Here is a 25,181-nt window from a genome sequence, read left to right as displayed (position 1 = left end):
TCTTTTCATTGTGATATCCCTGATGGTATCATGAGTTTATATATTTGAATAACGAATGATTTCGATACTTAATATTTGATATTACGATGGGTTGGGGGCGGGATCGTATGTTGGAACAGCTGGATGGTCGAAGCATGAAAACCTTCGTTACGGTGATGGAGGAAAAGAGCTTCAGCAAAGCTGCGCTTAAGCTTGGCTATGTGCAGTCCACCGTCACGATGCATATTCTTCAGCTGGAGCAAACCTTGGGACAGTCTCTCTTTACACGGCTACCGCGCGGGGTCGAATTGACAGCAGCTGGCAGAGAAGTTGCGCCCTATGCGTATCGCTTCCTGCAGTTGGGCGAATCTTTGCAGGAGAAACTAACGGGCCTGCAAGAGCCCAAAGGCGTGGTGCGCCTGCGTGCGCTGGAATCGTTCTGTGTACCGCATCTACCGAAGATGCTGCCTACGCTGTTTGCGCAATTTCCGCAGATCCAGCTACAGCTGGAAACGGGCTTTCAACGCGACATTATCCAGGAGGTATCGGCGTACCGCGTGGATTTAGGCATTGTGCCGCGGGATCCTAAGGTGCGAAATCTTGCTTTTATCCCGTTGCTAGCGGATGAATTGGTGTGGGTAGGCGCTCCGGCACTGGTGGAGAGGATCGAGGGGGCTGGCTGGGAGGCCATTGCCCAAACGCAGGTTATCGGCTTTGGCAGCCGCTGCATTTATCAGTCAATGGCCTCGCAAGTACTGGCCGACAAAGGGCTCGCTACTTTTACCGAAATGGCCTTCGATAGCACGGAAATGCTCAAACAGACGATGATGTGCGGCATGGGACTTTCCTTGCTGCCTGCCACCTCCGTGGAGAAGGAGCTGGAAACGGGCAAGCTGCTCCGCGTGGCTACGGAAAAATCGATCCCGTTGGAACACGGGTTGATTCACCGCTCTGGCAAAGAGCTCAGCGCACCTGTGGAAGCGTGCAAGGCGCATATTGTGGCGTATTTCAATGATGGGGAGGGTTAGCGTTGAATCTTCAACAATTTTGCGAGGGTATTGGGCTTGCTGCTGAAGCTCAGCAGCTCGTGTATGAGCGAGTTATGGCCCAGCAGGAATATCAGGCGTATAAGGAGCATTTTTATAAAGACAATGCTGCGTTTTTAAGTGACGTGAAGGAACAGGAAGACGATCGGCAGCTGCTTCTCTATCTCTTCATTCGATTTGCTGTTGATGCCCATGAGGCGTATGGTGTCCGAGGGATTGATGATGCGATTTATTTTAACACCTTTTCCGATATTCAGATCTGGTGCTTAGCTTGTAAGCAGAATCACGGTGAATATGGGATCGAACAATTCAATTGGCTGAAAGAGCATGTACAATTGCGCTTATTTCGATTGGGCAGATTGCAATTCCAACCTTATGCGCTAGATCGTGAGGTTATCGTAGAGGGGCACATCATAGAGCAAAATCGTATAGTACTGAATGTCCACATTCCCGCGGGAGAGCCGTTACGTCCTGGGGACGTGGAGGAATCCTTTGGGCGGGCTATAAGCTTTTTTAGAGGCATCGCTCCCGTGTTTATATGTCAATCTTGGCTGCTCTATCCTCCGTTACATGAGATCCTAGAGGAGGGCTCGAATATTCTTCATTTTCAAAAACAATTCGAAATTTACTATGTGGACGATGAATCCAGACAAGCGGAGGAACGGATTTTCACACGGTTAAGTGAAGATCCAAACGAATATGCCGAAGGATCGTCCTTGCAGCGAAGCGCCAAAGCTTATTTGCTTGAGGGTCATAAGCTAGGAAGCGGGTACGGCATCCGAATAGCTTCACAATAGTAGAGCAAGAGAGCTCGTCTATGTTACTATGAGTAGGAATAGAAAAACGTATGGTCTTGAAAGTGAAGCGAAGAGAGGGCTAAGTATGAGTGAGTTAATTCATAGTTTTTTAGCGAATGTTTTAGAGTATTTGGAAGGCTTGGGATACTGGGGGATTTTCCTTGGACTTATGTTAGAGGTCATTCCGAACGAATTGCTTTTAGCCTATGCAGGGTATCTCGTATCCAAAGATCAAATTAACTTCGTAGGGGCCATGCTTTGCGCGGTCGTCGGGGGGACTTTGGCACAAATCGTGTTATATTGGATTGGGCGTTACGGTGGCAGGCCTTTTCTGGAGAAGTATGGCAAATATTTGCTGATCAGCAAGCATCATATCGATGTAGCGGAAAGCTGGTTTAACCGGTATGGCACGGGTATGATTTTCACAGCGAGATTTATTCCGATTGTGCGTCATGCGATCTCATTGCCAGGCGGAATGGCGAAAATGCCTTTGGGCAAATTCACCCTGTACACGGGGCTTGCCTTAGTTCCTTATTCGTTTCTGTATATCTATTTAGGCATGAAATTAAAGGATAAATGGGAGACGATTGGCGAGTACGCAGGGCCTTATATTAAACCATTGATTATCGCTGCGATCGTGCTAACGATTGTGTATGCGGGCTATCAATTTTATCTCAAAAGAAAAACGAAAAAGTAACAAGGTCGATTTGGCGGTTTCGCTCGCTTTTGTTACAATGAATGAGAATATGGATGATCTTGGGAGGATGAAATCAATGAGTACGAATCTTGCTAGTAAGCTGCGCACGGGTTTGAAACCGAAACAATTTATCGAGGCTATGGAGAAAAATAAAGAGCAATTCCTAGCGTATTACGATGGTTTCGCATGGGACAATGAAGAGGATAAGGAATATTTCGAATCCCTTAATAATCGCGACGATCTTCGTTGTTTGATTGTTGCTGCTGACTGGTGTGGAGACGTTGTTCGCAACGTGCCTGTTGTTTTCAAGGCTTTGGAAGACAGCGGCGTTCCGACGGAAGTTCTGATTATCGAGCAAAATTATGATGTGATCGACCAGTTCCTAACTGGCGGCGGCCGTGCGATTCCGATCGTTATCTTCACAGATACAGGCGGTTTCGTGCTTGGACAATGGGGACCTCGTCCGAAAAATGTACAAGCGGTGATGACGCAGTTCAAGAAAGAAAATCCAGATCGCGAAGCGGCTGATTATAACGAAAAAATTCAAGTAGCCAGAGCCGAAATGGGCCGCCAATATGGTGAAGGTAACGGATATCATGCTGTTATTGTGAAGGAACTTCGTTCATTAATCGAGTCGTTCTAAGTGAGGGTGGCATCACGATGATTAACATTCAATCCTTTGTCTTGGGTCCGGTTCAGACGAACGCTTATCTGCTCTCGAATCCAGAGACGAATCAAGGTATTATTATCGATCCGGGTATGAATCCGAAATCGCTGATCAAAAAAATCGCCGATATGGATATCGTTGCGATTCTGCTGACTCACGCGCATTTCGATCACATCGGCGGCGTTGACGAGATTCGTAAGCTCAAAGGTTGTCCGGTGTATATTCACGATCTGGAAGCTGATTGGCTGACGAATCCGAAGAAAAACGGTTCTGCACGCTGGCCAGATCTTGGCGCTCCGATTGTTACGGATCCAGCGGAATTCGCGCTGGATGAAGGACAAACGCTTGAGTTCCTGGGTATCCAACTCAAGGTGTTCCACACGCCAGGCCATTCGCCAGGCAGCGTGAGCTTCTTGTATGACAAACACCTGTTCAGCGGTGATGTATTGTTTAAACTATCGGTTGGTCGTACCGACCTACTCGGTGGAGATAACAATACCCTGCTGGATTCCATTCAGGATAAACTATTCCTGCTGGATGACGATGTCAACGTCTATTCGGGGCACGGCGCGAAAACCACGATCGGCTTCGAACGTGAGAATAATCCATACGTGTAACGTGAATAGGACTGCTCCCAATGAGGGGGCAGTTCTTTTTTTGTACCGCGCATATGCTCGTTCGCCCATGACACCCACCCAATTTATTGCGTAACTGGGTATTTACCGTGTGCAACGTAGGTGGTTCCCCATAGACTGATGTTGTAAGCTATTCACCCAACTTCAACAATAACCTTCCGTTTAAACCGTAAGCTCGTGAAAGTTCCCAGTAGGGAAAATACGAAGGAGGTGCTCACTCATGGAATATGTAAAAGTTCCGAATTACCCAATGCAACCAATGCCGATGCCAACTCCGATGCCAATGCCAATGCCGACTCCACTTCCAGCTCCAGCTCCTATCATGCAGCAACCAGCACACAATATCCACCTGCACGCGTCGTACCAACAAACCGAATTTGTTTTCCCGAAACCAGTCCACACGCAAGCAGTCGCTTGTCCTCCGAAAAATAATTCGGCCGCTAGTATTCTCGTGCTTTTCATTTTGCTAGTCATCATTACGAGCAGCATTTGTAAATATTAATTGACGGATCGCACGGGTAAAAAAGGAAGGTAATCCCAGCAGGGCCTAGGGTCTTGATGGGGTTGCCTTTTTTGTTTTAAGTAGACAAAACTAGTAAAAGGGGTTAACATAAGTTTTGCTTTGATAATTTCATATGTTCTAAATAAGGGTGTAAGCATACTTTACAGATGCTTGCTTAAAAGGGAAGTTCGGTAAGAAGCCGACGCGGTCCCACCACTGTACTTGCAGAGTAACTCTTTCATATGCCACTGTCTTGTTTTACGAGATTGGGAAGGCGAAGAGAAGCGATGACGCATGAGCCAGGAGACCTGCCTTTATTTATTGGATGTTTCTAATTCCTTGGGGGTAGGGATTAGTTACAAAGAGTATGCTGCTCACATAAAGCTTATTTGTGGTGTGTAGTATGTATTTCATGATTAAAGTCGAAGTCACCCTAGTAGTTAAGGGTGGCTTTTTTTGTACCCCTTTTAGCAATTTAATAAGGGAAAGAGGAATGGAAGAATGATTCATCGTTATGCACCAAAATCGTTTATTGCACTTGTCATGGCTTTTATGCTTCTATTTTCTTCGCTTGGCCTCTTTTTTGGACCGAGTAATCAAGCGCTTGCTACTACAAGTACTGGGCCTAGTTCAATCCGTGAATGGCTTCCAGCGCCTGGTCAATTTACCAATGAGCCAGCATGGGGTGGAACGGGCGAAATTAATTCCAAGTGGACGAATACCCCCGCCAATTCACCAGGTGTTTCACTTGGCGCATTCGGAGGAAGTATTATTTATAAATTCGATGATCCCATTCTGAACAGTCCGAAAAATCCTTATGGCGTGGATTTCACTGTGTTTGGGAATGCGTTTGCTGGAAATGAAGAGCCAGCGGGAGTAGCGGTTGCACAAGACGATGGGAGTGGTAACCCTGGCCCGTGGTATTACATTGCAGGGTCAGAGCACTATGAAGATAGCACAATTTGGGATTACCAGGTTACCTATACCAATCCTGAACCCGATTTTACTACCGCAAATGGTGTAAATGTACCTTGGGTCGATAATAAAAATGGTAGTGGAAACGTAAAAATAAACAGTTTCCATAAACACGCTTATTATCCAATTCCAGCTAATTATTCGCTTGCACCTGCTAATTTTAACAATCAATCCTATACGTATTCTGGTGTGAAAATTAACGTAAGAAAGAACGTGTTTGGCTATCCAGACACGCATGCGAATGGCAGCGCCCCTTATGATGTGCCGGCAAATCCTTACTTAACCTCACCGGTTAAAGGTGATCCGATTGATATTAGTTGGGCGGTTGACAGCGAAGGCAAGCCAGTAAGCTTGAACAATGTGAGTTTCGTAAAGGTTTATAATGCGGTCCAAATGGATGGCGGTGCCGTAGGAGAAATTGGTCCGGAAATTACTTCTTTACAGAAGGTTTCCCCAGATAATTCGGTTAATGAATCAACTGACTTATCTAGCATCGTATTGTCGGGAGTTGGTGGCGATGCGTCAGTTACTAAGCAAATCACTGTAACTTCAGGAGTATATAGCTATAACGATATCCTAATTAATACCGATAAAATAAAAATTACAGCAAATGGTTCTTCTTCGAATATCTTCGTTAATAATAAAAGCGGATTCGCTGGTACACAAATCGATAAAGAAATCACATTAAGTGATACAAAAGCTAAAATCGTTAGAGTGATCGCACAAGATGGAAATAATACACCGAAAATATACTATTTGAGTATTAAAAAAGGTATTGAACCAACAGTTCCTCAACCGTTACATGCTTCTATTGTTGTTAGCGGAATAAGCTCCATAGCAAATAAGATTGTCATTCTGGCAAAAACAGATACAACTGTTGAGGCAGGGAAATCCGCTGCGTATGCGATTGAAAAGGTATTGAAGGAAAATGATATTCAAGTTAAAAATGAAACGGGCAATTACATCACGAGTATTGGCGATCTGACTTCAGGAGACGGTGGTACTTTAAGCGGCTGGATGTATTTGGTTAATGGGCAATTTGCTGACGTAGGTATCGCTAATTATATTCTACGAAGCAATGATGTAATTACGCTTGTATATACAGATGATTACAATAAGGATATTACTTCTATTGCCGATAAAACGACGTTAGATGCAAAAATTACTGAAATTAACGCCTTGCAACAAGGGAATTATACAGATAATAGCTGGCAAGCGCTGCAAAGTAGCCTAACATTCGCTAAGGCTGTTTCGGCGAATAGCAGCGCTATTCAATATCATGCTGACAGTGCGCTAGCTGGTTTAACTACAGCCTTTCAAAACCTAGTTAGTAAACCCATTCCACAACAAATAACGGTCTCTTTCACATTAAAAGGTAAAAGTGCAGCTGCGGGTAAAAACATTACATTACCCAAAACGACGATAGCTGTCGAGAGCGGTAAGACGGCTGCATTTGTCATTGAGAAAGCATTAGATGAGGCACAAATTTCATATGTAAATGAAAATGGTGCTTATATTTCAAGCGTTGGTGGTCTAGCTGCCTTTGATGGTGGACCAAACAGCGGTTGGCTGTACGCAGTTGATGGCGTTGACCCTGATGTAGGTATTGCTAGTTATATACTAACGCAAGATGCTGATATCGTGCTTCGCTATACCGACGATTATTTACTAGAGGGCCCAATTGGACATGTAACGGTTGCTGTAGAGAAGTTTACGTTGGGGCAAGGTTATTATAGAGAACCTGCTATCGTACCTTTTTATCAAGGTGACAATGCAGCTGCAATACTTACACGTGTGTTGGGCGCTGGAAACTATAGAATTTATGGTAGCGTAGAGGATTCCTTTTATCTGGCTAAGGTTAAGGATGCTACGAGCAATGTTCATGTACCACAATACATTCTAGATAAAATTGAAGCTGAAGCTACTCTATTAGGTTCGAAGGACGAAGAACATTGGCTTGGGGAATTCGATTACACGTCCATGTCAGGTTGGATGTATGCTGTTAATAATGAATTTCCTAATGTTGGCATGTCGCAGTATACCCCACAAGATGGTGATGTGATGCGAACCCAATTCACCGTTCATGGGTACGGTGGTGATCTTGGAGGAGAATGGGGATATATTCAAACGGCGAATAAGGATAGACTTACAATCAAAATCGCTGAAATGAATAGTGATCCTAATAAAGATGCGCTTCTAGCGCAAGCTGGAGTCAAATCAGCTTATGATCATGCTTATACCGTGCTTGCTAACATGGAAAGTACGCAATCTAGCGTGGATAGCTCGCTAGCTGATTTGAACAATTCACTGGCACCAGACACAGAGAAACCTGTTATTACAGTTAGTGGGTTAACGAATAACCAGGAAGTATCTCAATCTAACTTAAGTTTCAGCTTGGAAGTGTCCGACAATACCCCAGGAGTCCTAACACCGGAAGTAAAACTTAACGGAGCTGTCGTCTCCAAAGTGGATGGACAGTATAACCTTGTTCTTAACATAGGAGCAAACACGGTTACAATATCAGTAACTGATGTATCTGGGAATACGACGGTACAAACGTACTCTGTCATTTATGAGGTTAGTACGGATATTACCCCAGAAAGTCAATTAAACAAGAATTTGGCGTATATCCTAAGCACAGTCGCTCAGCCAAAGTTCGGAACTAACGGTGGAGAATGGTCTGTCCTTTCCTTAGCAAGGGCTAAACATGAAGTACCTAAGGGGTATTATCAAGGGTATTACAACAATGTAGTAAATAGAGTAAAAGAATTAATGGTTAAGTATAATGGTGTGCTTGACACAAATAAAGGAACTGAGCATGCAAGAGCCATTCTTGGACTTACTTCTATTGGAAAAGACCCAAGGAACGTGGGGGGCTATAATCTTACAACGGCACTCTCGGATTATGATTATGTTAGTAAACAAGGGTTGAATGGCCCTATCTTCGCCCTTCTTGCATTGGATACAAGGAATTATGAAATTCCTACAGTGACAGCTGGGAAAAAACAAGTAACTAGAGATAACCTGATTGATTATATTTTGAATCAAGAAGTGAAAAAAGGAACGAATGATGCTGGTGGCTGGTCATTAGTGGGAACCAGCAGTGCAGAGGTTGATATTACAGCGATGGCACTGCAAGCTCTTGCGCCCTATTATCAGACCAGAGCTGATGTGAAAAGTGCCGGAGACCGAGCCGTTGCTTGGTTGGCGAAGACACAAGATAACTATGGAGGTTATGGTAAAAGCAGCGAGAGCATTTCGCAAGTTATTACTGCGTTATCGACATTAGGTATCAATTCGAATACGGACGAAAGATTTATTAAACATGGTAAATCAGCGCTAGATGCTTTACTTTCCTTCGCTGTAGCCGATGGTGGATTTCAACATGTGAAATCAGGCACCGGACCTGGCGTCAATGACCCCATGGCTACGGATCAGGGAACTTACGCGCTTGTTGCTTATGAGCGATTCGTGAATGGAAGCAAATCTCTGTACGATATGACAGATGTATCCGAAGATACAACTCCTGGACAGATTGAAATCACGTTACCAAGCGGAAATCAGCCTGATATTGTGATTCCATCCGATAATAAAGACTACATCATTCCTATCAAGAATACGGATGAGAATAAAGAAATATCGATTACAATTCCGAGTAATAACAACGCTAAGATTCAAGTAAGCTTGCCTACGAATACCAACTTGCCAAGAATTGAGACAGTCAAAGGGAATGTCTCCATGGTCATTCCTAAAGGTGTGCAAATCACCAGCGGTGATTCTTCAGCACTGGAACTGATTACATCGAATAATGTCGCGGATGATGGATTAAGAAGTAAAGTAGACTCTCTTATACCTTCAGGGAAACAGCTTGATTCAGTTGACCAAGCTATCACACTTGGCGGTAGTAATCGAATCGAGCTTGATCAATTTATCACGCTAACCTTTAAGGATATGAAAGGTAAGCAAGCGGCCTATATTCAAAATGGCGTCATTCAAGTCATTCAAAGATTCGTTAGTGATGCAGAAGGCGTCATCAGTGGAAATCTTGAATATGCTTACGACAACGGGAATGATCTGATTGTTAAGACGAAGCATTTTACCGATTTTATCGCATTTACTTCGAGTGTGATTCAGACTCCAGGAGGCGGGACTACTCCACTGCCTACACCACGCGTCACTCTGTCGGTGGATAAACAAACGATTAACAAAGGCGATGTTATTCCTGCATCAAGTGTAGCGTTGAAGACAGGGGATACAGCATGGAGTGTGCTAAAGAGAGAACTCGATAGTCGTGGAATTAGCTACGACACAGAATGGTTTGTGGAATTTAATAGTATCTATGTAAAGTCCATTGCTGGTGATGGCGAATTTGATAATGGTTTTACTGGCAGCGGGTGGATGTACAATGTAAACGGCACATACGCGAATTACGGAGCAAGTTCATATATCCTTAAGGATGGTGATTCCGTCAAATGGCGTTATACGACCAATCTTGGGGAAGATCTAGGGCAAAAAGTACCGAAAGACCCAATCATTAATCCTAACGATAAAAAACCAATTATCGATGTTCCATCAAATATTACACAAGATTACGCTGTGAACATCACGAAAGAACTAAAAGACAAAGAACAGATCACGATTAATATCCCTAATGTGACCTCGAAGATTATCCTTAACCTAGAAGATGTGAAAGACAATATTCCAATGATTACTGCGGTTAAAGGTGATGTCACCGTTTCGATCGAGAAGGGGACAGTACTGAAATCGGGGAATTCTAGTATCGAACTCCTCACTGCCTTAGATACATCGGATACAACACTTCAAAATTTGGTGAAAAGCGGCCTAAGCAGTGATATCGCGAAGCAACTGAAGCTTATTCACGCATTTGCGATGGGGAACGCGAATCAATCGGTGCTATTCGATAGACCGTTAACCTTTGTAGTTAAAGGGGCAAAAGGGCAGCAAGCTGGATTTATCGAAGGGAATACGTTCACGCCAATTGAGATATATGAGTCAGAAGCTAATGGGATCGAGGCAACAAAGGGTAAAGAAAAGATTACCTACGCATATGTAAACGGTAATGATTTGGTTATTAAAACGAATCATTTCACGAATTTTGTTTCCTATTCGGTTAACGATGAAACGGTTACGAATTTTGACTTAAACAAGCTGTACACAGACGCCAACACAATCTCAGCTTGGGCCATCGACGCGATCAGCGAGGCCTCGCAGAAAGCTTTTGTCAGCGGCAGCTATGGAACATTTAACCCACAAGCTTTGATCACAAGAGCTGAATTCACGAAGATGCTAGTGGGAGCTCTGGGGCTAAATACGAATGTCGAGAAAGCGATAAGCTTCAAAGACGTTACACAGGATGATTGGTTCTACCCTTACGTGAATGCAGCTTACAAAGCCGGGTTCATCGCAGGGCACAGCAACGATCAATTCCTTCCCAATGAGAAGCTGACTCGTGAGCAAATGGCGGTCATTATGGTCAAAGCACTAGGTCTTCCATCTGCCGGACAGCCGGCTGCTATTGAGGATTTGGAGCAAGTCTCGGATTGGGCCAAAGCAGATGTACAGACAGTTATTGCACATGGGCTGATGTCAGGGTGGGATAACCGTTTCTATCCGAGTGATGAAGTAACGAGAGAAATGGCGACGGTTGTTGCCATGAGAGCTTATCACGATAAAAATGAGGCAGGGCAGGGAGCGTTGCAGCCGGATGTCGGCAGGAAGGCTGTTGTTGAGAAGCAAATCAACAAAACTGCGACATTCCTGCAGCAAACGATAACGAATCCCGTGATTTCTTCGATCGGTGGAGATTGGACAATAGTAGGACTGGCGCGCTCCAGCGTTCCAGTTCCTGATGCTTATTATGCGAAGTATTACGCGAATGTGGAAAAGATTTTGAAGGAAAAGTCAGGCAAGCTGCACGCGGTCAAATATACAGAATATGATCGCGTTATATTAGCGCTAACTTCCATAGGCAGAAATGTGGATGAGGTAGCAGGCTACAACTTGAGACAGTGGCTCGCGGATTATAATGCCCTGATCAAACAAGGGATTAATGGCCCCATCTTTGCGCTGATCGCGCTGGATAGCAAAGCCTATGACATTCCACTTGTTAATGGCATTAAGAAACAGACGACAAGAGAGCTGTTGATCGATTTTATTTTGAACAGGGAAATAGCAGGCGGTGGTTGGGCTTTAGGTGAGAGTGCGACCGAGTCGGACCCGGACATTACGGCGATGGCAATCCAAGGATTGACCCCGTATTACCAAACGAACAAGAACGTGCATGACGCGGTGGACCGCGCACTTGCTTGGTTGTCCAAGATCCAAACCGCAGATGGCGGGTATGCTAGCCTAGCATCTACGAATTCCGAAAGCATTGTTCAGGTCATCGTAGCGCTGACGGGTCTTGGTATTAATCCGCATACGGATGCAAGATTTATCAAAAATGGCACTTCGGCTCTCGATAGTTTGCTAAGCTTCGCTGATCAAGATGGTGGATTTTATCACGTGAAATCAGGTGGTATCGATGATGGCGGTGGCAAGCCAGGCGAAGTGGATCCGATGGCAACCGATCAAGCACTGTATGCGCTAGTTGCTTATGACCGATTGCTCAAAGGACTTAATCGCTTATATGACATGACAGATGTGCAAACGAAATAGGAAGTGATGAGCAGGGGCATACATATGCCCTTGTTTTATTCATTAAGGATGTGAATAATCGCATGTCGATGAAAAAGTGGCTGGTTGCGATTGGGATTGTTGGGGTTCTAGCATTTGCGTTTTTCTGGGGTGGGAATAGTCCGAAACCATCGGTAGTGCCCGAGTCAAGCAGCTCCGTAGCTCAAGTAACTCCACTTGCAGCACCAACGGTTGCCCCGCAGGAAACAGCGTCTACGCAACCGGTTCAAGATGAGGTTAAGTCTTCAGAAGCCGACATTGCAAAGGCGGACAAGCCAACTAGTGAAGTAGATAAAAAGCCTGAACCTGCTGAGTCTAAACCAACAGAGGTTGTGCAGAAGCCAGCGGTTGAAACGCCTAGTCCTGTACCGTCCGTTCAACCGGCAACACCAACGCCTGAACCAACCAAGGATAAATTTCAAACCGAGCCCGTGCCTGAAGGCAAACCGAAGCCAGTCGAGTGGCAGGATGTCACGATCAATAAGAAAAAGACGTTAACGGCTACGTTATCGGTGACATGCAAGACCATTTTGACCCATATGAGCAGCTTCAATAAGGATAAGCTTGAGGTGCTGCCTGCTGATGGGGTTATTTATAAGGCGCAAACGGTGACTTTTTACGAGGGAGAATCGGTATTTGATGTGCTGCTGAGGGAGATGAAGAAGAACAAAATTCATATGGAATTCGCCATGACACCGATTTATAACAGCAATTATATCGAAGGCATCAACAATCTTTATGAGTTTGACTGCGGAGAATTAAGCGGATGGATGTATAAGGTAAATGGATGGTTTCCCAATTATGGAGCGAGTCGGTTTCTTTTAAAAGAGGGCGATGTCATCGACTGGGTCTATACCTGTGATTTAGGGCGCGATGTGGGCGGAGATCAGGGTGCGGCAGGAGGCAGAAAATGAGGCGAGATTCGTTCTCCACGTTTCATCCTATTGTGAATTTTGTGTATTTCGTGGCTATGATCGTAGGCAGCATGGTGTTCATGCACCCATTTTTTCAAGGAATAGCACTCATCAGTGCTACGGTCTATGTCATCCTGCTAAAGGGGAAAAAAGCCGCCAAATTCAACGGGCTTTATCTGATTCCGCTGCTCGTTCTGATGGCTGTGATGAACCCTGTTTTCAATCATGCGGGTGTGACGATTCTGTTCTATCTACCTAATGGCAATCCAATTACGCTCGAATCCATGCTGTATGGGATAGCCGCCGCTTGTATGTACGTTACGGTTATCGTGTGGTTTTCCTGCTACAACGCTGTGATGACCTCGGATAAATTCATTTATTTGTTTGGCAAAATGATGCCCGCGCTGTCGCTCATTCTCTCGATGGTGCTCCGTTTTGTACCGAGGTATTTAACACAGTTAAAGATCATTTCCAATGCGCAGCGCTGCATCGGGAGGGATGCTTCGCAGGGCAATATCGTGAACAGGGCGCGCAACGGGATTCGTATCCTTTCGATCATGACGACATGGTCGCTAGAAAATGCGATTGAAACCGCCGACTCCATGAAATCGAGGGGATACGGCTTGCCGGGCCGCACCAGCTTCTCGCTCTTCCGATTCGATCAGCGAGATGCGTGGGTAAGTGTGAGTATGGCTGGGCTCATCCTCATTGTGGGAGCAGGCGCTTGGATGGGGGAGAATACGATTCGTTATTTTCCATCGATTCATGTTCATGACATCACGCCATTTAGTGTGGCTGTGTATGTGGCTTATGCCACGCTATGCTTGCTGCCTGTGTGCATTCAGATTGTGGAGGGAATCAAATGGAAGTTTACCACATCAAGGATTTAAGTTTTGCCTTTCCTTTGCAAGAGAAAGAAGCACTGTCTACGATTCAGCTTACGATTCAGAGTGGGGAGTTCGTCACCATTTGCGGTAAATCAGGGTGTGGGAAGAGTACACTGCTTCGTCATCTGAAAAGCGTACTTACGCCGCATGGCCATAGTAGCGGGGAGGTGCGTTTTCAAGGGCATGCGTTGAAAGAAGTGGATCCCCGCACGCAAGCATCAGAGATCGGCTTCGTTCTGCAAAGTCCCGATAATCAGATCGTGACGGATAAAGTGTGGCATGAGCTGGCTTTTGGGCTGGAGAGCCTGGGTTATGATCAGCCGACGATACGGCTGCGGGTGGCAGAGATGGCCAGCTTTTTCGGAATCCAGACGTGGTTCCACAAGCGTGTGACGGAGCTTTCGGGCGGTCAGAAGCAGCTGCTTAATTTGGCCTCGATCATGGCTATGCATCCTTCGGTGCTTATTCTGGATGAGCCCACGTCCCAGCTGGATCCGATTGCTGCTGCTGATTTCTTGGAGACGATTAGCAAAATCAATCGTGAACTGGGGACGACGATTATTATGACGGAGCATCGGCTGGAAGAGGTGCTGCCGATTTCGGATCGGCTCATTGTGTTGGATCAAGGCCGGGTCATTGCTGACGATACACCTCCAAAGGTGGGCGAAAGGCTGCGCGCGATTGGGCATCCGATGTTCACGTCGATGCCGACTCCGATGCAAATTTATGCGGGTGTCGATCAGGGCGGACGGACCTGTCCGGTTACTGTGAAAGAGGGGCGGCAGTGGCTTAGTGCCTACATGGCAGATAAGACGGTTACTCCGCTATCTGATGCTGCACAGGTTATCAGCCCATCTCGGCATAAGGGTCCGCTAGCGATTCAATTCAAAGATGTCTGGTTCCGGCATGAACGAAATGGGCCAGATACGATTAAAGATCTCTCCTTCGAGGTTCGAGAAGGCCAGTTTTACTGCCTCGTCGGCGGCAATGGGACAGGCAAAACGACCACACTATCCCTCATTGGCGGCATCCTGCAGCCGTATCGGGGGAAGGTGCTCATTGGCGGCCATAATCCCGTGAAAATGACTGCAAAGCAGCTTTTCGTCAATCGTTTAGGTGTCCTGCCGCAAAATCCAGCAACCTTATTCGTGAAAAAAACGGTGGAGTTGGATTTGTACGAAATACTCACAGATACGTCGTTCACACAGGAAGAAAAGCGGCTCAAAGTGGACGCTGTAGTCCAATTCGCCGAGTTAGAGCCCCTACTCGCGATGCATCCTTATGATCTCAGCGGCGGTGAACAGCAGCGGGCGGCGTTGGCGAAAGTACTTCTTCTGGAGCCGAAGATTTTGCTACTCGATGAGCCGACGAAGGGGCTGGATGGCTTTTTCAAAGAGAAGCTGGGAGCATTTCTGAGAAAGCTGCATAGCGAAGGCGTAACCATCGTCATGGTTTCGCATGACATTGAATTTTGCGCGAAGTATGGCGAGGACTGCGCGATGTTCTTCGATGGCAGCATCATTACGACGAAGCCAGCGCACACGTTTTTCGCTGGGAACAGCTTCTATACGACGGCAGCGAATCGGATGGCGCGCCATATTTGGCGAGAGGCCGTAACAATAGAAGGTGTGGTGAAGCTATGCAAGAGAAGCACGCAGTTAGTAGGCGTTTGAGTCGGCGAACTGTCTTCGCAGCCCTGCTCATCCTCATCGTGATTCCTGCAACCATACTGCTGGGGATCTTTGTACTCGATGATCGTAAGTATTACTTTATTAGCTTACTGATCGTGTTATATACGATGATTCCATTCGCGATGGTGTTTGAGAATCGCAAGCCGCAGGCGAGAGAGTTGATTGTCATTGCCGTGTTGGCCGCGATTGCGGTAGCGGGGCGTGGGGCCTTCTTCATGCTGCCACAGTTCAAGCCAGTGGTTGCGATCGTGATTATTGCCGGCGTGTGCTTTGGTGCAGAGGCAGGCTTTCTGGTTGGCGCGACCGCAGGCTTCGTGTCTAATTTCTTCTTTGGGCAAGGGCCGTGGACGCCGTGGCAGATGTTTTGTTTTGGCCTGATAGGGTTCGTGGCGGGCATCCTCTTCAAAAAAGGACTTCTCAAGAAGACGAAGCTTTCGTTGTGTGTTTTTGGCGGATTAGCCACGCTGCTCATCTACGGCGGTATTATTAATCTAGGTTCGCTGTTAATGGTTACGCCAAGTTTTTCCTGGGAAGCATTGATAGCCATTTACATCTCGGGCTTCTGGTTTGATCTCGTGCATGCAATAGCGACGGTTTTTTTCCTCTTCGTGATCTCGGGTCCGATGATAGAGAAGTTGGAGCGGATCAAGATGAAATATGGCATGATGGATGTCCCAGAATAGAAAACGACTCCACAGATGATCGAATTGGGTACAGAATTAGAGGGAGGGTCCTTGCGATGTGCAAGGACTTTTTGCGTTATGTGGCAGAGATAGTGCGCGTTGATCCTTTCTATGGACACTATCCCCTTGGCTCAGTTTAGCGGGCAGCATTCTGAGTTGATGGGATAGTGCGCATAGAACCAGCGTCCTGACATCGTTCAACCAAACCGCAAAGTAACGGTATTTTTGCACAAAATAGTGTCACTTTTGTAACCGTATTCTTGGTATGCTTGGAGCAATAAATGGCAGGGAGCTGAAGTGGATGCTGAAGGTAGCAATTATTGGTGCTGGCGCGATCTCAAAGGCGCATATTGAAGCGTATTTACAATTTCCGGAGCGTTGTAAGATTGTCGCGATTAGTGATATTTATGAGGATAAAGCGCAGGAGCGTATAGATCAGTTTGAGCTGAAGGATGCGAGGGCTGTGAAGGATTACAAAGAATTGCTGCAGGAGGACATTGACCTTGTTTCCATCTGTACGCCACCGTACACACACGCTTCTCTGACGGTTGAGTTTCTAGAGGCTGGATCGCATGTGATGGTTGAGAAGCCGATGGCTTCCTCGCTCGAGGAATGCGATCTGATGAATGCGGCTGCGCAGCGGACAGGAAAGCTACTCTCAGTGGTAGCACAGAATCGCTTCAAAACGCCGATGATGAAAATGAAATCGGTGCTGGAAAGCGGCCTCATGGGCAAAATCGTCCACGTCCAAGTCGACTCCTTCTGGTGGCGCGGTCACTGCTACTATGACCTGTGGTGGCGCGGCACGTGGGAAAAGGAAGGCGGCGGGCCAACGCTGAACCATGCGGTGCATCATATCGATGCTTTGCTCTGGATGATGGGCAGCCCGACGGAAGTGCAAGCGTTCATGAGCAACGTGTCGCACGATAACGCAGAGGTCGAAGACCTCTCGATCGGGATGCTGCGCTTCGCGAACGGATCTCTAGGGCAAATCACGAGCTCGGTTGTGCATCATGGCGAGGAGCAGCAGTTGATTTTCCAAGGGGCGAAGGCACGCGTATCTGCGCCATGGAAGGTGAAGGCGTCGAATTCGACGTCGAACGGTTTTCCAGAGCCGAACACGGCGCTGGAGGATGAGATGCAAGCTTTTTATGACACGCTGCCAGAAGTGATCTATGAAGGGCATGTCGGACAAATCGACAATGTATTAACAGCTATTGAAACTGGCGCCCCTGTTCTCATTGATGGGATTAGCGGTCGTCAAACATTGGAGCTGATCACGGGCATTTACAAATCAGCGAGCACAGGCGAGCTTGTGAAATTCCCGCTAGGCGCGGAGGATGCCTTCTATACGAGAACCGGCGTGCAAGCGAATGCGACCCATTTCTACGAGAAGAACACGTCGATCGAAAATTTTGCGCCACAAACGATTACAACGGGAAGCACGTTCAAATAAAAATAGGCTGGGCAGTTGATTGAACAAGGCGCGATCGGTCGCGTCCTGCGGCTTATTGGATTAGGGCTGCATCGGATTAGATTGTCGAGTAGACCGGATTGGTTTTTTGAGAAGGAGCGATGCGATCATGATTACGACAGCTGAGTAAGGGAAGCCTCATGCTGCTTCTGCAATTGCTTGCGATATTGGTGCGGCGTAATGCCGATGTGGCTTTTGAACATTTTGCAAAAGTAAGAGCAATTCGTCACACCAATCGCCTCGCCAATGCGAGCGACCGCCTGATCTGTTGACGTAAGCAGCTTCACGGCCTGCTGCAACCGCCGAGCGGTCACATAGTCGGAAATGCTAGTGCCTGTGCACTCGGTAAACAGATGAGACAAGTGGTAGGGGGATAGATGCAGCTCAGCTGACATCAGCTCCAAACGCACAGGTTCGGTGTAGTGTTCCTCCAACCAGATGAGAATACGTTCGGCTTGATGGGTTTTGCGCGTAGGGCCAGAGCGAATCTGACCTTCGCGCTGCTCCCACAGTGGCATAAAGCTTCGGAAAAAAGAGATGAGAAAGAGGGAATATTCCTCTAGCTCGTCTTTTTTATTTAAAGAAGGCAGCTTCGTTTCTAAGCTTTGGAATAGGGAATGAAACTGATCCGCCTCACCTAGTCCATGGAGACAAGGGGCATGCAGCGCGCTGGTATGGATATGCTTGAAAAAAGCCAACAATCGCGGCCAATGCGCGAAATAGGCTTCGTATACGGATGGTTCGAATTGAACGACCGTACGCACGAATGGCGTTTCGGGGTCCATCTGAATGTGATGCAGCTGATAAGGCTGAAACACGCATAGCATGCCCGGGGTTATTTCGTAGCTTTTCTGATCAACGATCAGTGTCCCGCGGCCCTCATGAACGACTAGGATTTCAATGCCTTGATGGGCGTGGAACGTACCCTGATATTTGTCCGATCCAATGGTTTTACGCTGATAGGCAAAATAGAGCGGGATCTCATTCAAACCGATATGTTGAACATAGGACATCAGGGTCACTTCCTTTCAAGCGTGTTGGGTAACAGGCGTTCCTTTCAGCCAAAGTATACAAGAGTAAGGTCTGAATCGGCAAGGCTATACGATCCCGATTGTTACCACTCAGTGGACATTCCATAAAAAGTAATCCATATGCCCCCTTCTCAAGACAAGGGGGTTTATGTTACACTCAACTTGTCTGACAACCTGATAAGTTTACGAAAGAAAGTGGGGCTTCTCATGAAGGTTTCCTTATTTATTACGTGTTTAAGTGATGCATTATATCCTAAGGTAGGCGAAGCGATAGCACGTCTGCTCGGGCATTACGGTGTTCTGTTGGAATTGCCAACGGTTCAAACCTGCTGCGGCCAGCCTGCTTATAATAGCGGCTACTGGGATGAGGCGCGAGCGACAGCGAAGACGATTCTTACCGCTTTTGAAGATAGTGATTTTGTGATTTCGCCTTCGGGCTCTTGCACGTATATGATTCATCACTACGCGAATCTATTTAAGGATGAGCCGGAATGGTTGGAGAAAGCCACGCAGCTTCAGAACAAAACGTACGAATTTACACAGTTCCTTGTAAGTGTCCTGAATATCACGGATATGGGTGCTGTTTTTCCACATAAAGTGACGTATCATCCGTCCTGTCACGGAAGCAGGCTGCTCGGCGTCAAGGCAGAGCCGCTTGCTCTTTTGCAAAACGTCAAAGATCTGGAGCTGGTACCGCTGCCTTTTGCCGATGATTGCTGTGGATTTGGCGGGACGTTTTCGGTGAAAATGGCCGATATCTCTGGTGCGATGGTGCAGGAGAAAGTGGATCATGTGAAGGAAACTGAGGCAGAAGTGCTGGTCGGACTGGACTTAGCTTGCTTGATGAATATTGCGGGCAATTTGCGCTATCGAAACGAGCCGGTGAGAGTTATGCATCTAGCTGAGCTGTTATATGAAGGGGTGAAGCGCGCATGAGTCATGCGACGGGGAAGTCATCAACGGTTAAGGAACGGGCAGATCTGGCGTTAAATGATGAGTTTCTACGCAAAGCGGTTAAGTTTACGACGGAGCGCTTGCGCGGCGGTAAGCTGAAGGCTGCGGCCGATCACGGTAACTGGGACGATTGGCGTGAACGCGGCAGACAGATTCGCCTGCATACGATCGCGCATTTGGATTATTACTTAACGACGTTTGCGAATAATGCGAGAGCGAATGGGGTTCATGTGCATTTTGCAGATACGGATGTTGAAGCTGTACAGATCTCACTTCAGATTGCGGCCGCGAAACAAGCTAAAACCGTCGTCAAATCCAAGTCGATGGTGACCGAGGAGCTGCATTTGAACAAGGCGCTGGCCTCGATTGGTGTTGAAGCGATTGAGACGGATCTAGGAGAGTACATCATTCAGCTAGCGGACGAAACGCCATCTCACATCATCATTCCTGCTATTCATAAAAATAGATATCAAATCGCCGACCTCCTATCGAAGGATGCGGGCGAGACATTGGCCCCAGATACGACGATACTGGCTGGCTATGTGCGTAAGAAATTAAGAGAGAAATTCCTAGAAGCGGATATTGGGATGACGGGCTGCAATTTTGCCATTGCGGAGAGCGGATCGATGGTCTTGTTCGAAAATGAAGGCAACGCCCGCATGGTCACGACGGTGCCCAAGACGCAAATCACGCTCATGGGAATGGAGCGTATTATCCCTACGTGGGCGGATCTTGAGGTCATGGCGACCTTGCTCCCACGTTCGGCAACAGGGCAAAAGCTGACCGTATACATGTCAGGCATCACAGGTCCGCGCAGAGACGTAGATGCGGATGGTCCGGAAGAGATGCACATCATCATCGTGGACAACGGTCGCTCGCAGCAGCTTGGTGATCCTGAGTTTCAAGAGCTGCTCAACTGTATCCGTTGCGGCGCGTGTCTGAACGCTTGCCCGGTGTACCGCCATATCGGCGGCCACGCCTATGGCGGCACGTACAGCGGACCAATCGGCGCGGTGCTCACACCTGCGCTCAAGAAAAACGTGGCGGAATGGGACGACATCGCCAACGCATCAAGTCTTTGCGGGGCCTGCTATGAGGCCTGCCCGGTGAAGATTCCGCTGCACGACATGCTCGTGTCACTGCGCAGACGCAAGGTCGAGGCGGGCCATGGTGACAAGATCGAGGCTGCGGGTATGAAAGGTTTTGCTGCGGTGATGGGGAACTCGAAGCGTTTGGGCGTCGTGCTCAAGTTGGGCAGAATCGGTCAAAAGCTGGTCGTTCGCGACGGTGGCATCCGACTGAAAGTAGGGCCGCTTAAAGGGTGGAACTCCTATCGGGTAACGCCAAGCCTGCCGAAAGCATCCTTCCGTGATGGCTGGAAAACACTCGAGCAAGAGATTCGTCATGGACTAACAGAGGCCGATCCGGCTATCCAAGCAAGGATGGCGGACGCATTGGCAGCACGGGGCAAAAAGGGAGGACATCATCATGGCTAAACGAGACATTACGCCAGAATGGCAGGAAAAGTTAGCTGAGCTGGATCAGAAGGCCATAGCTGAGCAAGAACGTTTCATTCAAGGCATCGCCCAGAAGCTGGGGCGTGCACGGGTAACCGAGAAGCCTGCGCATCCTTTCCAAGGGGCATCGGATAGCTGGAAAGCTTTTAACTGGTCCCCCGAGGAGCGCATCGAGAACTTCACGACGAACTTCCATGCCGCAGGCGGGTACGTTGTCAGAGTACCTTCGATGGAGGCGGCGAAAGCAACCATCCAAGAACTCGTGGGCACGTTAAGCGTGAAGCGTGTTATCCACCAGGATCAAGCGGAGCTGCATGCGCTGGAGCTAGCCGATGCTCTCCCAGAAGTCGACCTCGCGATATGGAATACTGATGAGGATACCAACTGGAAAGCCAGCGCAGCGAATGCTGATCTGGGTATTGTCCTAGCAGATCATGCGGCGGCTTACACGGGATCACTAACTGTGCTATCATCGAAAGAAAAGGGCAGATCGGTGAGCCTGCTTCCCACGGCTTTGATCGTCCTGCTGCCGATTGAACGATTGCGAACGAGACTAGGCGAAATACTCGCCCCACTCGATCAGATAGCAAGGAAAGACCTGCCGGCCGGTATCCATTTCATCTCGGGTCCGAGCCGTTCGGCGGACATTGAGAACGATTTGACGATCGGTGTTCATGGCCCAGGGATTGTGCACGTGCTACTTATCGGATAGAAGAGGTACTCATATGGAAGTTATGAAGCTGCAGAAACAGAATCACTATGATGAGATCGCCCAGCAGATCAAAGAGATGATTCTGCAGGGACAGTTGAAGATGGGGGATAAGCTTCCTTCTACGAAGGAGCTGTCCGAGCGCTTCGGCGTCGGGCGTTCCACGATGAGGGAAGCGCTAAGCGCCTTGAAAGCGATGGGTCTCATTGAGATTCGGCAGGGCGGTGCGTGTCGTGTCATACGGCAAGCACCTGCCGAGGTTTCCCTGCCAGAATGGACGTCGCTTCGCATGAATCGAACGACGCTCCTGGAGCTCATGGAAGTGAGACAATCGCTAGAGATTTCAATTGCATCGATTGCTGCGCGGAAAAGAACAGCTGAGGACTTAGCGCAGCTGCAGCGCATCATGCAAGACATGGAGAGCTCCGTAGGCAATGACGCTGAGGGTGAACGAACCGATCTTGCTTTCCATGAGCTGCTCGTTCTAGCGACACACAACGCCATTATGGTGCAGACGTGTGACTCGATCCGCAATGCGATGGAAATGATGATTCGCGACATCCGCCGTGCGGAGCTGTATGCGAATCAGGAAGTGGCTGTCCAGCTTTTGAAGGAACATAAAGTGATTTATGAAGCGATTCTAAACGGAGATCCCGTGCTGGCTTCTGAGGCGATGCGCGAGCATCTGGAGCATGTGGAGAGTATTTTGATCAAATATATTTGAATAACCAGAGGGCCTTCCCACTATGCGATAAGCTGAGGGGAAGGTTTTTTCTTTGAAATATAAAGATTTATTTGTTCGGCTCAATAAGTCGGCTATATTCCTCCGTGGACGCGTTCGTCCATAGAGGCAGCATAGGGAAGTGGTCTTGCGGGCGGAATTAGCCGAAAAAATGGACTAACCCGAGAGAAGCGGTGAAGGGGAACGTGGTGGACTCTTCCGAAGGCAGGGTGCAGCTAACCTTGCAAAGAGTGTTCAAAGACAATTCTCTGGGAACATTTCATTTGCATACCTGGTTGGAAAAATTGGTAATTGTTTCGACCCTGCTCTTTCGCTGCATACATGGCTTGGTCTGCATGATTAAGCAAAAGCTCCTGTGTATCTCCATCGTAAGGATATATGGAAATACCAATATTCGTAGACACATAGATGTCGCCAATTTCCATATGAAAAGGAATCTCCAGCAAGGCGATGATGTTCTGGGCTTGTTCCGTAATTTTTTGTTGATCACCTTGGGGAAGTAGGATGACAAATTCATCCCCACTCAACCGGGAGACGGATCCATGTATGGGTAAACAACTAGCAAGTAAAGCAGCGAATCTTTGAAGCGTGTGATCCCCAATCAAATGACCGAAAGAGTCATTAATCCATTTGAACCGATAAATATCCAAAAACATAACGCCTAAGGTCTCATTGTTTTGTTGAGCACGAGATAGAGCACGCTCAAAAAGCTCATTAAATTGATTGCGATTAGGCAATCCCGTTAAATGATCAAAGTACGCTAATTGATGCATCAGTTCTTCGGATTTCCTGATTTCGGTTAAGTCCCGCAGGCAGGCTGTATACATCTTATTTCTCCCATAAACCATATCCGTTATGATAATTTCGGCCGGAAATGTGCTGTGGTCCGCTCGGTAAGCCGTAATTTCGATGCGTTTGCCCACGATGGAATCCGACTTCTGATGCAGCAGTTGATATAAACTAGCAGCAGCTTGTCCATCCTGATCGATAGAAAATAGGAAATGGAATAAAGTACGTTTAAGCGCCTCTTCACGCTTGTATCCGAATATGGCTTCTGCTGCAGGATTACATTCAATAATCTTGCCCTCAGATGTAAACATGAGAATACAATCGATGGCTGATTCATAAATGGAAGCCCCAATAAGGAACCTCGAACGGATGGCTCTCGTTCTGAATGCGACGAGAAGACCTACTAGAAGACCGATCAGTGCACCGCAAACGGTTATAAGAACGGAGATACTTACAATTGGCAAATGAGAGCCCTCCTACGATTTTCACGAAATAAAAAAAGGATCATCCCGAATAAAGGATCATCCCCTTCATATCCGGCAACCTGTCAACCATAGCATCCCATTCGGAATGCGTTAGGCCATGGCTTTGCGTCTCATTGTTTCCAATGATTTGCCCTTTTCAATGCTGTTTCATTATTATAGTGTAGGTGAAATTCACCTGTATATAGCAATAAACGTTGTCTCATGTCGAACGTAAAAAAAGTTTTGTAATTGGGGCATATTCTTGCTTGAAGTTGAATAAAACCGGCTTAGGCACTGTGAAAAAGTGGCTAAGCCGGTTTTTGTCATTGGATTTTAAACGATGAAATCACGTTGTCATTCCCAGTAGTGGCTAAGTTGCTGTTATCGGCCGTTAACACAAAATTTATCAATCGAAAGCACAAAAATGATCATGTGAAAGCGTGTCCAATCTCTCTAGAATTAGCTTTACATTAGGATGGAAGCATGCTGCCAGAGGACTAATTTTTTCGTCTAGCTAAACACCCAAACATATTAGTCCATTGTCTCATAAAATGAGGTGTGCATAGTTGCATATTTCAACCTTTTTTCGAACGACCTTCCCCTAGAAGGTCGTTTTTTTATTTTGAAAAAATATCCTTCATCAATCATGGCGTATATACCGTTTTTAAATGCTGTAAATTCCAAATTACTTTATCTCCACTTGCGTTTATCAGCTCTATTGAACCACTATCCGCTTTGTAAAGTAAGCCTATTTTCTTCGTGTTATCTCCAAGATCAAAAACAACTAGGTTTCCCTCCAATTTTTTACATTGCCCTTCAAAAGTTCTGGATAAGGTAATGTTGAAAGGACTCAATGGAAGTGATTGACTATTAAGCGAATAAGGTGTGAGATGAGCGTGATAAGGAATTAACCATTTTAGGTGATTCATAGAGACAAACATAGTTTTATAGACCGGCGAGTAGAAGACGAAATAATCATTCATAATACTGGTTAAATAACCATGGATTGTTTTATTGCCAGTTACATAAATCTCTACAAATCGCCCTTTTGCATTATTTAATATCTTTCGAAATGAGAGGCTGTCCTCCTGATAATCGATTGGCGTTTCATCAGATAATTGCTCGGGTTCCGTACTAGACTCTGGATTCAGTCTTACATTCTGTACGTTGACTAAGGGGATATAATAGAACTGTTGATTATTGACCATGACCATGATATCCAACCCTAAATCAATTACTTTACCTTTACAAAAATTATTTCCTGAAATTTCAACGATCACTTGTTGACCAACAAAATGTTGTTGCACACGCATACGAATAACCTCCAGTTTT

At 46.8% G+C, this 25,181-nt stretch carries 19 protein-coding genes and 2 riboswitches; of the genes, 16 read left to right on the top strand and 3 right to left on the bottom strand.

The window, feature by feature from the left end; all coding sequences use genetic code 11:
* Window positions 1-107 precede the first annotated feature (107 nt).
* From AC58PQ_RS22750 to AC58PQ_RS22695, 12 genes are all read left to right on the top strand, one after another.
* Window positions 108-1,007, top strand: a complete 900-nt coding sequence (locus AC58PQ_RS22750; RefSeq protein WP_497245613.1) for a LysR family transcriptional regulator — start codon at window positions 108-110, stop codon at window positions 1,005-1,007.
* A gap of 2 nt (window positions 1,008-1,009) precedes the next feature.
* Entirely contained in the window at window positions 1,010-1,822 is an 813-nt protein-coding gene (locus tag AC58PQ_RS22745; RefSeq protein ID WP_497245611.1) for an acyltransferase domain-containing protein, read from the top strand.
* 85 nt (window positions 1,823-1,907) lie between these two features.
* Window positions 1,908-2,519 (top strand): undecaprenyl phosphate transporter UptA, encoded by a 612-nt coding sequence (gene uptA, locus AC58PQ_RS22740; RefSeq protein ID WP_497245609.1) that lies wholly within the window; start codon window positions 1,908-1,910, stop codon window positions 2,517-2,519.
* 76 nt (window positions 2,520-2,595) lie between these two features.
* Window positions 2,596-3,162, top strand: a complete 567-nt coding sequence (locus AC58PQ_RS22735; protein ID WP_497245607.1) for a thioredoxin family protein — start codon at window positions 2,596-2,598, stop codon at window positions 3,160-3,162.
* Between the two features lie 17 nt (window positions 3,163-3,179).
* Complete coding sequence (locus AC58PQ_RS22730) at window positions 3,180-3,803, top strand: MBL fold metallo-hydrolase (protein WP_497245605.1); 624 nt, start codon at window positions 3,180-3,182, stop codon at window positions 3,801-3,803.
* 238 nt (window positions 3,804-4,041) lie between these two features.
* Window positions 4,042-4,323: a hypothetical protein gene (locus AC58PQ_RS22725; RefSeq protein WP_497245603.1), complete on the top strand. Its 282-nt coding sequence runs from the start codon at window positions 4,042-4,044 to the stop codon at window positions 4,321-4,323.
* Window positions 4,324-4,452: 129 nt separating this feature from the next.
* Window positions 4,453-4,653: riboswitch (cobalamin riboswitch) on the top strand.
* A gap of 171 nt (window positions 4,654-4,824) precedes the next feature.
* A complete protein-coding gene (locus tag AC58PQ_RS22720; protein ID WP_497245601.1) occupies window positions 4,825-11,976 on the top strand; it encodes a DUF4430 domain-containing protein in 7,152 nt (2,383 codons plus the stop codon).
* A 62-nt stretch (window positions 11,977-12,038) separates the two neighbouring features.
* Complete coding sequence (locus AC58PQ_RS22715; protein WP_497245599.1) at window positions 12,039-12,908, top strand: DUF4430 domain-containing protein; 870 nt, start codon at window positions 12,039-12,041, stop codon at window positions 12,906-12,908.
* Window positions 12,905-13,798: an energy-coupling factor transporter transmembrane component T gene (locus AC58PQ_RS22710; protein WP_497245597.1), complete on the top strand. Its 894-nt coding sequence runs from the start codon at window positions 12,905-12,907 to the stop codon at window positions 13,796-13,798. Before AC58PQ_RS22715 ends, AC58PQ_RS22710 begins: the two co-directional genes overlap by 4 nt.
* Window positions 13,771-15,468: an ABC transporter ATP-binding protein gene (locus tag AC58PQ_RS22705; protein WP_497245595.1), complete on the top strand. Its 1,698-nt coding sequence runs from the start codon at window positions 13,771-13,773 to the stop codon at window positions 15,466-15,468. Before AC58PQ_RS22710 ends, AC58PQ_RS22705 begins: the two co-directional genes overlap by 28 nt.
* A complete protein-coding gene (locus AC58PQ_RS22700) occupies window positions 15,435-16,169 on the top strand; it encodes an ECF transporter S component (protein ID WP_497245593.1) in 735 nt (244 codons plus the stop codon). Before AC58PQ_RS22705 ends, AC58PQ_RS22700 begins: the two co-directional genes overlap by 34 nt.
* A 301-nt stretch (window positions 16,170-16,470) precedes the next feature.
* Entirely contained in the window at window positions 16,471-17,625 is a 1,155-nt protein-coding gene (locus AC58PQ_RS22695; protein WP_497245591.1) for a Gfo/Idh/MocA family protein, read from the top strand.
* 131 nt (window positions 17,626-17,756) lie between these two features.
* Here the strand turns inward: AC58PQ_RS22695 and AC58PQ_RS22690 are convergent, their stop codons facing one another.
* Entirely contained in the window at window positions 17,757-18,656 is a 900-nt protein-coding gene (locus AC58PQ_RS22690; RefSeq protein ID WP_497245589.1) for an AraC family transcriptional regulator, read from the bottom strand.
* Between the two features lie 225 nt (window positions 18,657-18,881).
* Here AC58PQ_RS22690 and AC58PQ_RS22685 point away from each other — a divergent pair, with 225 nt between their 5' ends.
* The 4 genes from AC58PQ_RS22685 to AC58PQ_RS22670 are packed head-to-tail and all read left to right on the top strand — an operon-like array spanning window position 18,882 to window position 22,578.
* On the top strand, window positions 18,882-19,610 hold the full coding sequence (locus AC58PQ_RS22685; RefSeq protein ID WP_497245587.1) for a (Fe-S)-binding protein: 729 nt from the start codon (window positions 18,882-18,884) through the stop codon (window positions 19,608-19,610).
* Window positions 19,607-21,124, top strand: a complete 1,518-nt coding sequence (locus tag AC58PQ_RS22680; RefSeq protein WP_497245585.1) for a LutB/LldF family L-lactate oxidation iron-sulfur protein — start codon at window positions 19,607-19,609, stop codon at window positions 21,122-21,124. The genes AC58PQ_RS22685 and AC58PQ_RS22680 overlap by 4 nt, the downstream gene beginning before the upstream one ends.
* On the top strand, window positions 21,117-21,857 hold the full coding sequence (locus tag AC58PQ_RS22675; RefSeq protein WP_497245583.1) for a LutC/YkgG family protein: 741 nt from the start codon (window positions 21,117-21,119) through the stop codon (window positions 21,855-21,857). Before AC58PQ_RS22680 ends, AC58PQ_RS22675 begins: the two co-directional genes overlap by 8 nt.
* Window positions 21,858-21,870: 13 nt before the next feature.
* Complete coding sequence (locus AC58PQ_RS22670; RefSeq protein WP_497245581.1) at window positions 21,871-22,578, top strand: FadR/GntR family transcriptional regulator; 708 nt, start codon at window positions 21,871-21,873, stop codon at window positions 22,576-22,578.
* A 233-nt stretch (window positions 22,579-22,811) separates the two neighbouring features.
* Here AC58PQ_RS22670 and AC58PQ_RS22665 read toward each other — a convergent pair whose 3' ends face one another.
* Entirely contained in the window at window positions 22,812-23,849 is a 1,038-nt protein-coding gene (locus AC58PQ_RS22665; protein ID WP_497245579.1) for a diguanylate cyclase domain-containing protein, read from the bottom strand.
* A gap of 71 nt (window positions 23,850-23,920) precedes the next feature.
* Window positions 23,921-24,012: riboswitch (cyclic di-GMP riboswitch) on the bottom strand.
* A 481-nt stretch (window positions 24,013-24,493) separates the two neighbouring features.
* Window positions 24,494-25,162 carry a YwrJ family protein gene (locus AC58PQ_RS22660; RefSeq protein WP_497245577.1) on the bottom strand — a complete coding sequence of 223 codons (669 nt, stop codon included), beginning with the start codon at window positions 25,160-25,162 and terminating at the stop codon, window positions 24,494-24,496.
* Window positions 25,163-25,181 lie beyond the last annotated feature (19 nt).

Source organism: Paenibacillus sp. J22P143, assembly GCF_059692035.1.
Note: the sequence above shows the minus strand (reverse complement) of the source record. Positions and strands in the feature narration are given on the sequence as shown.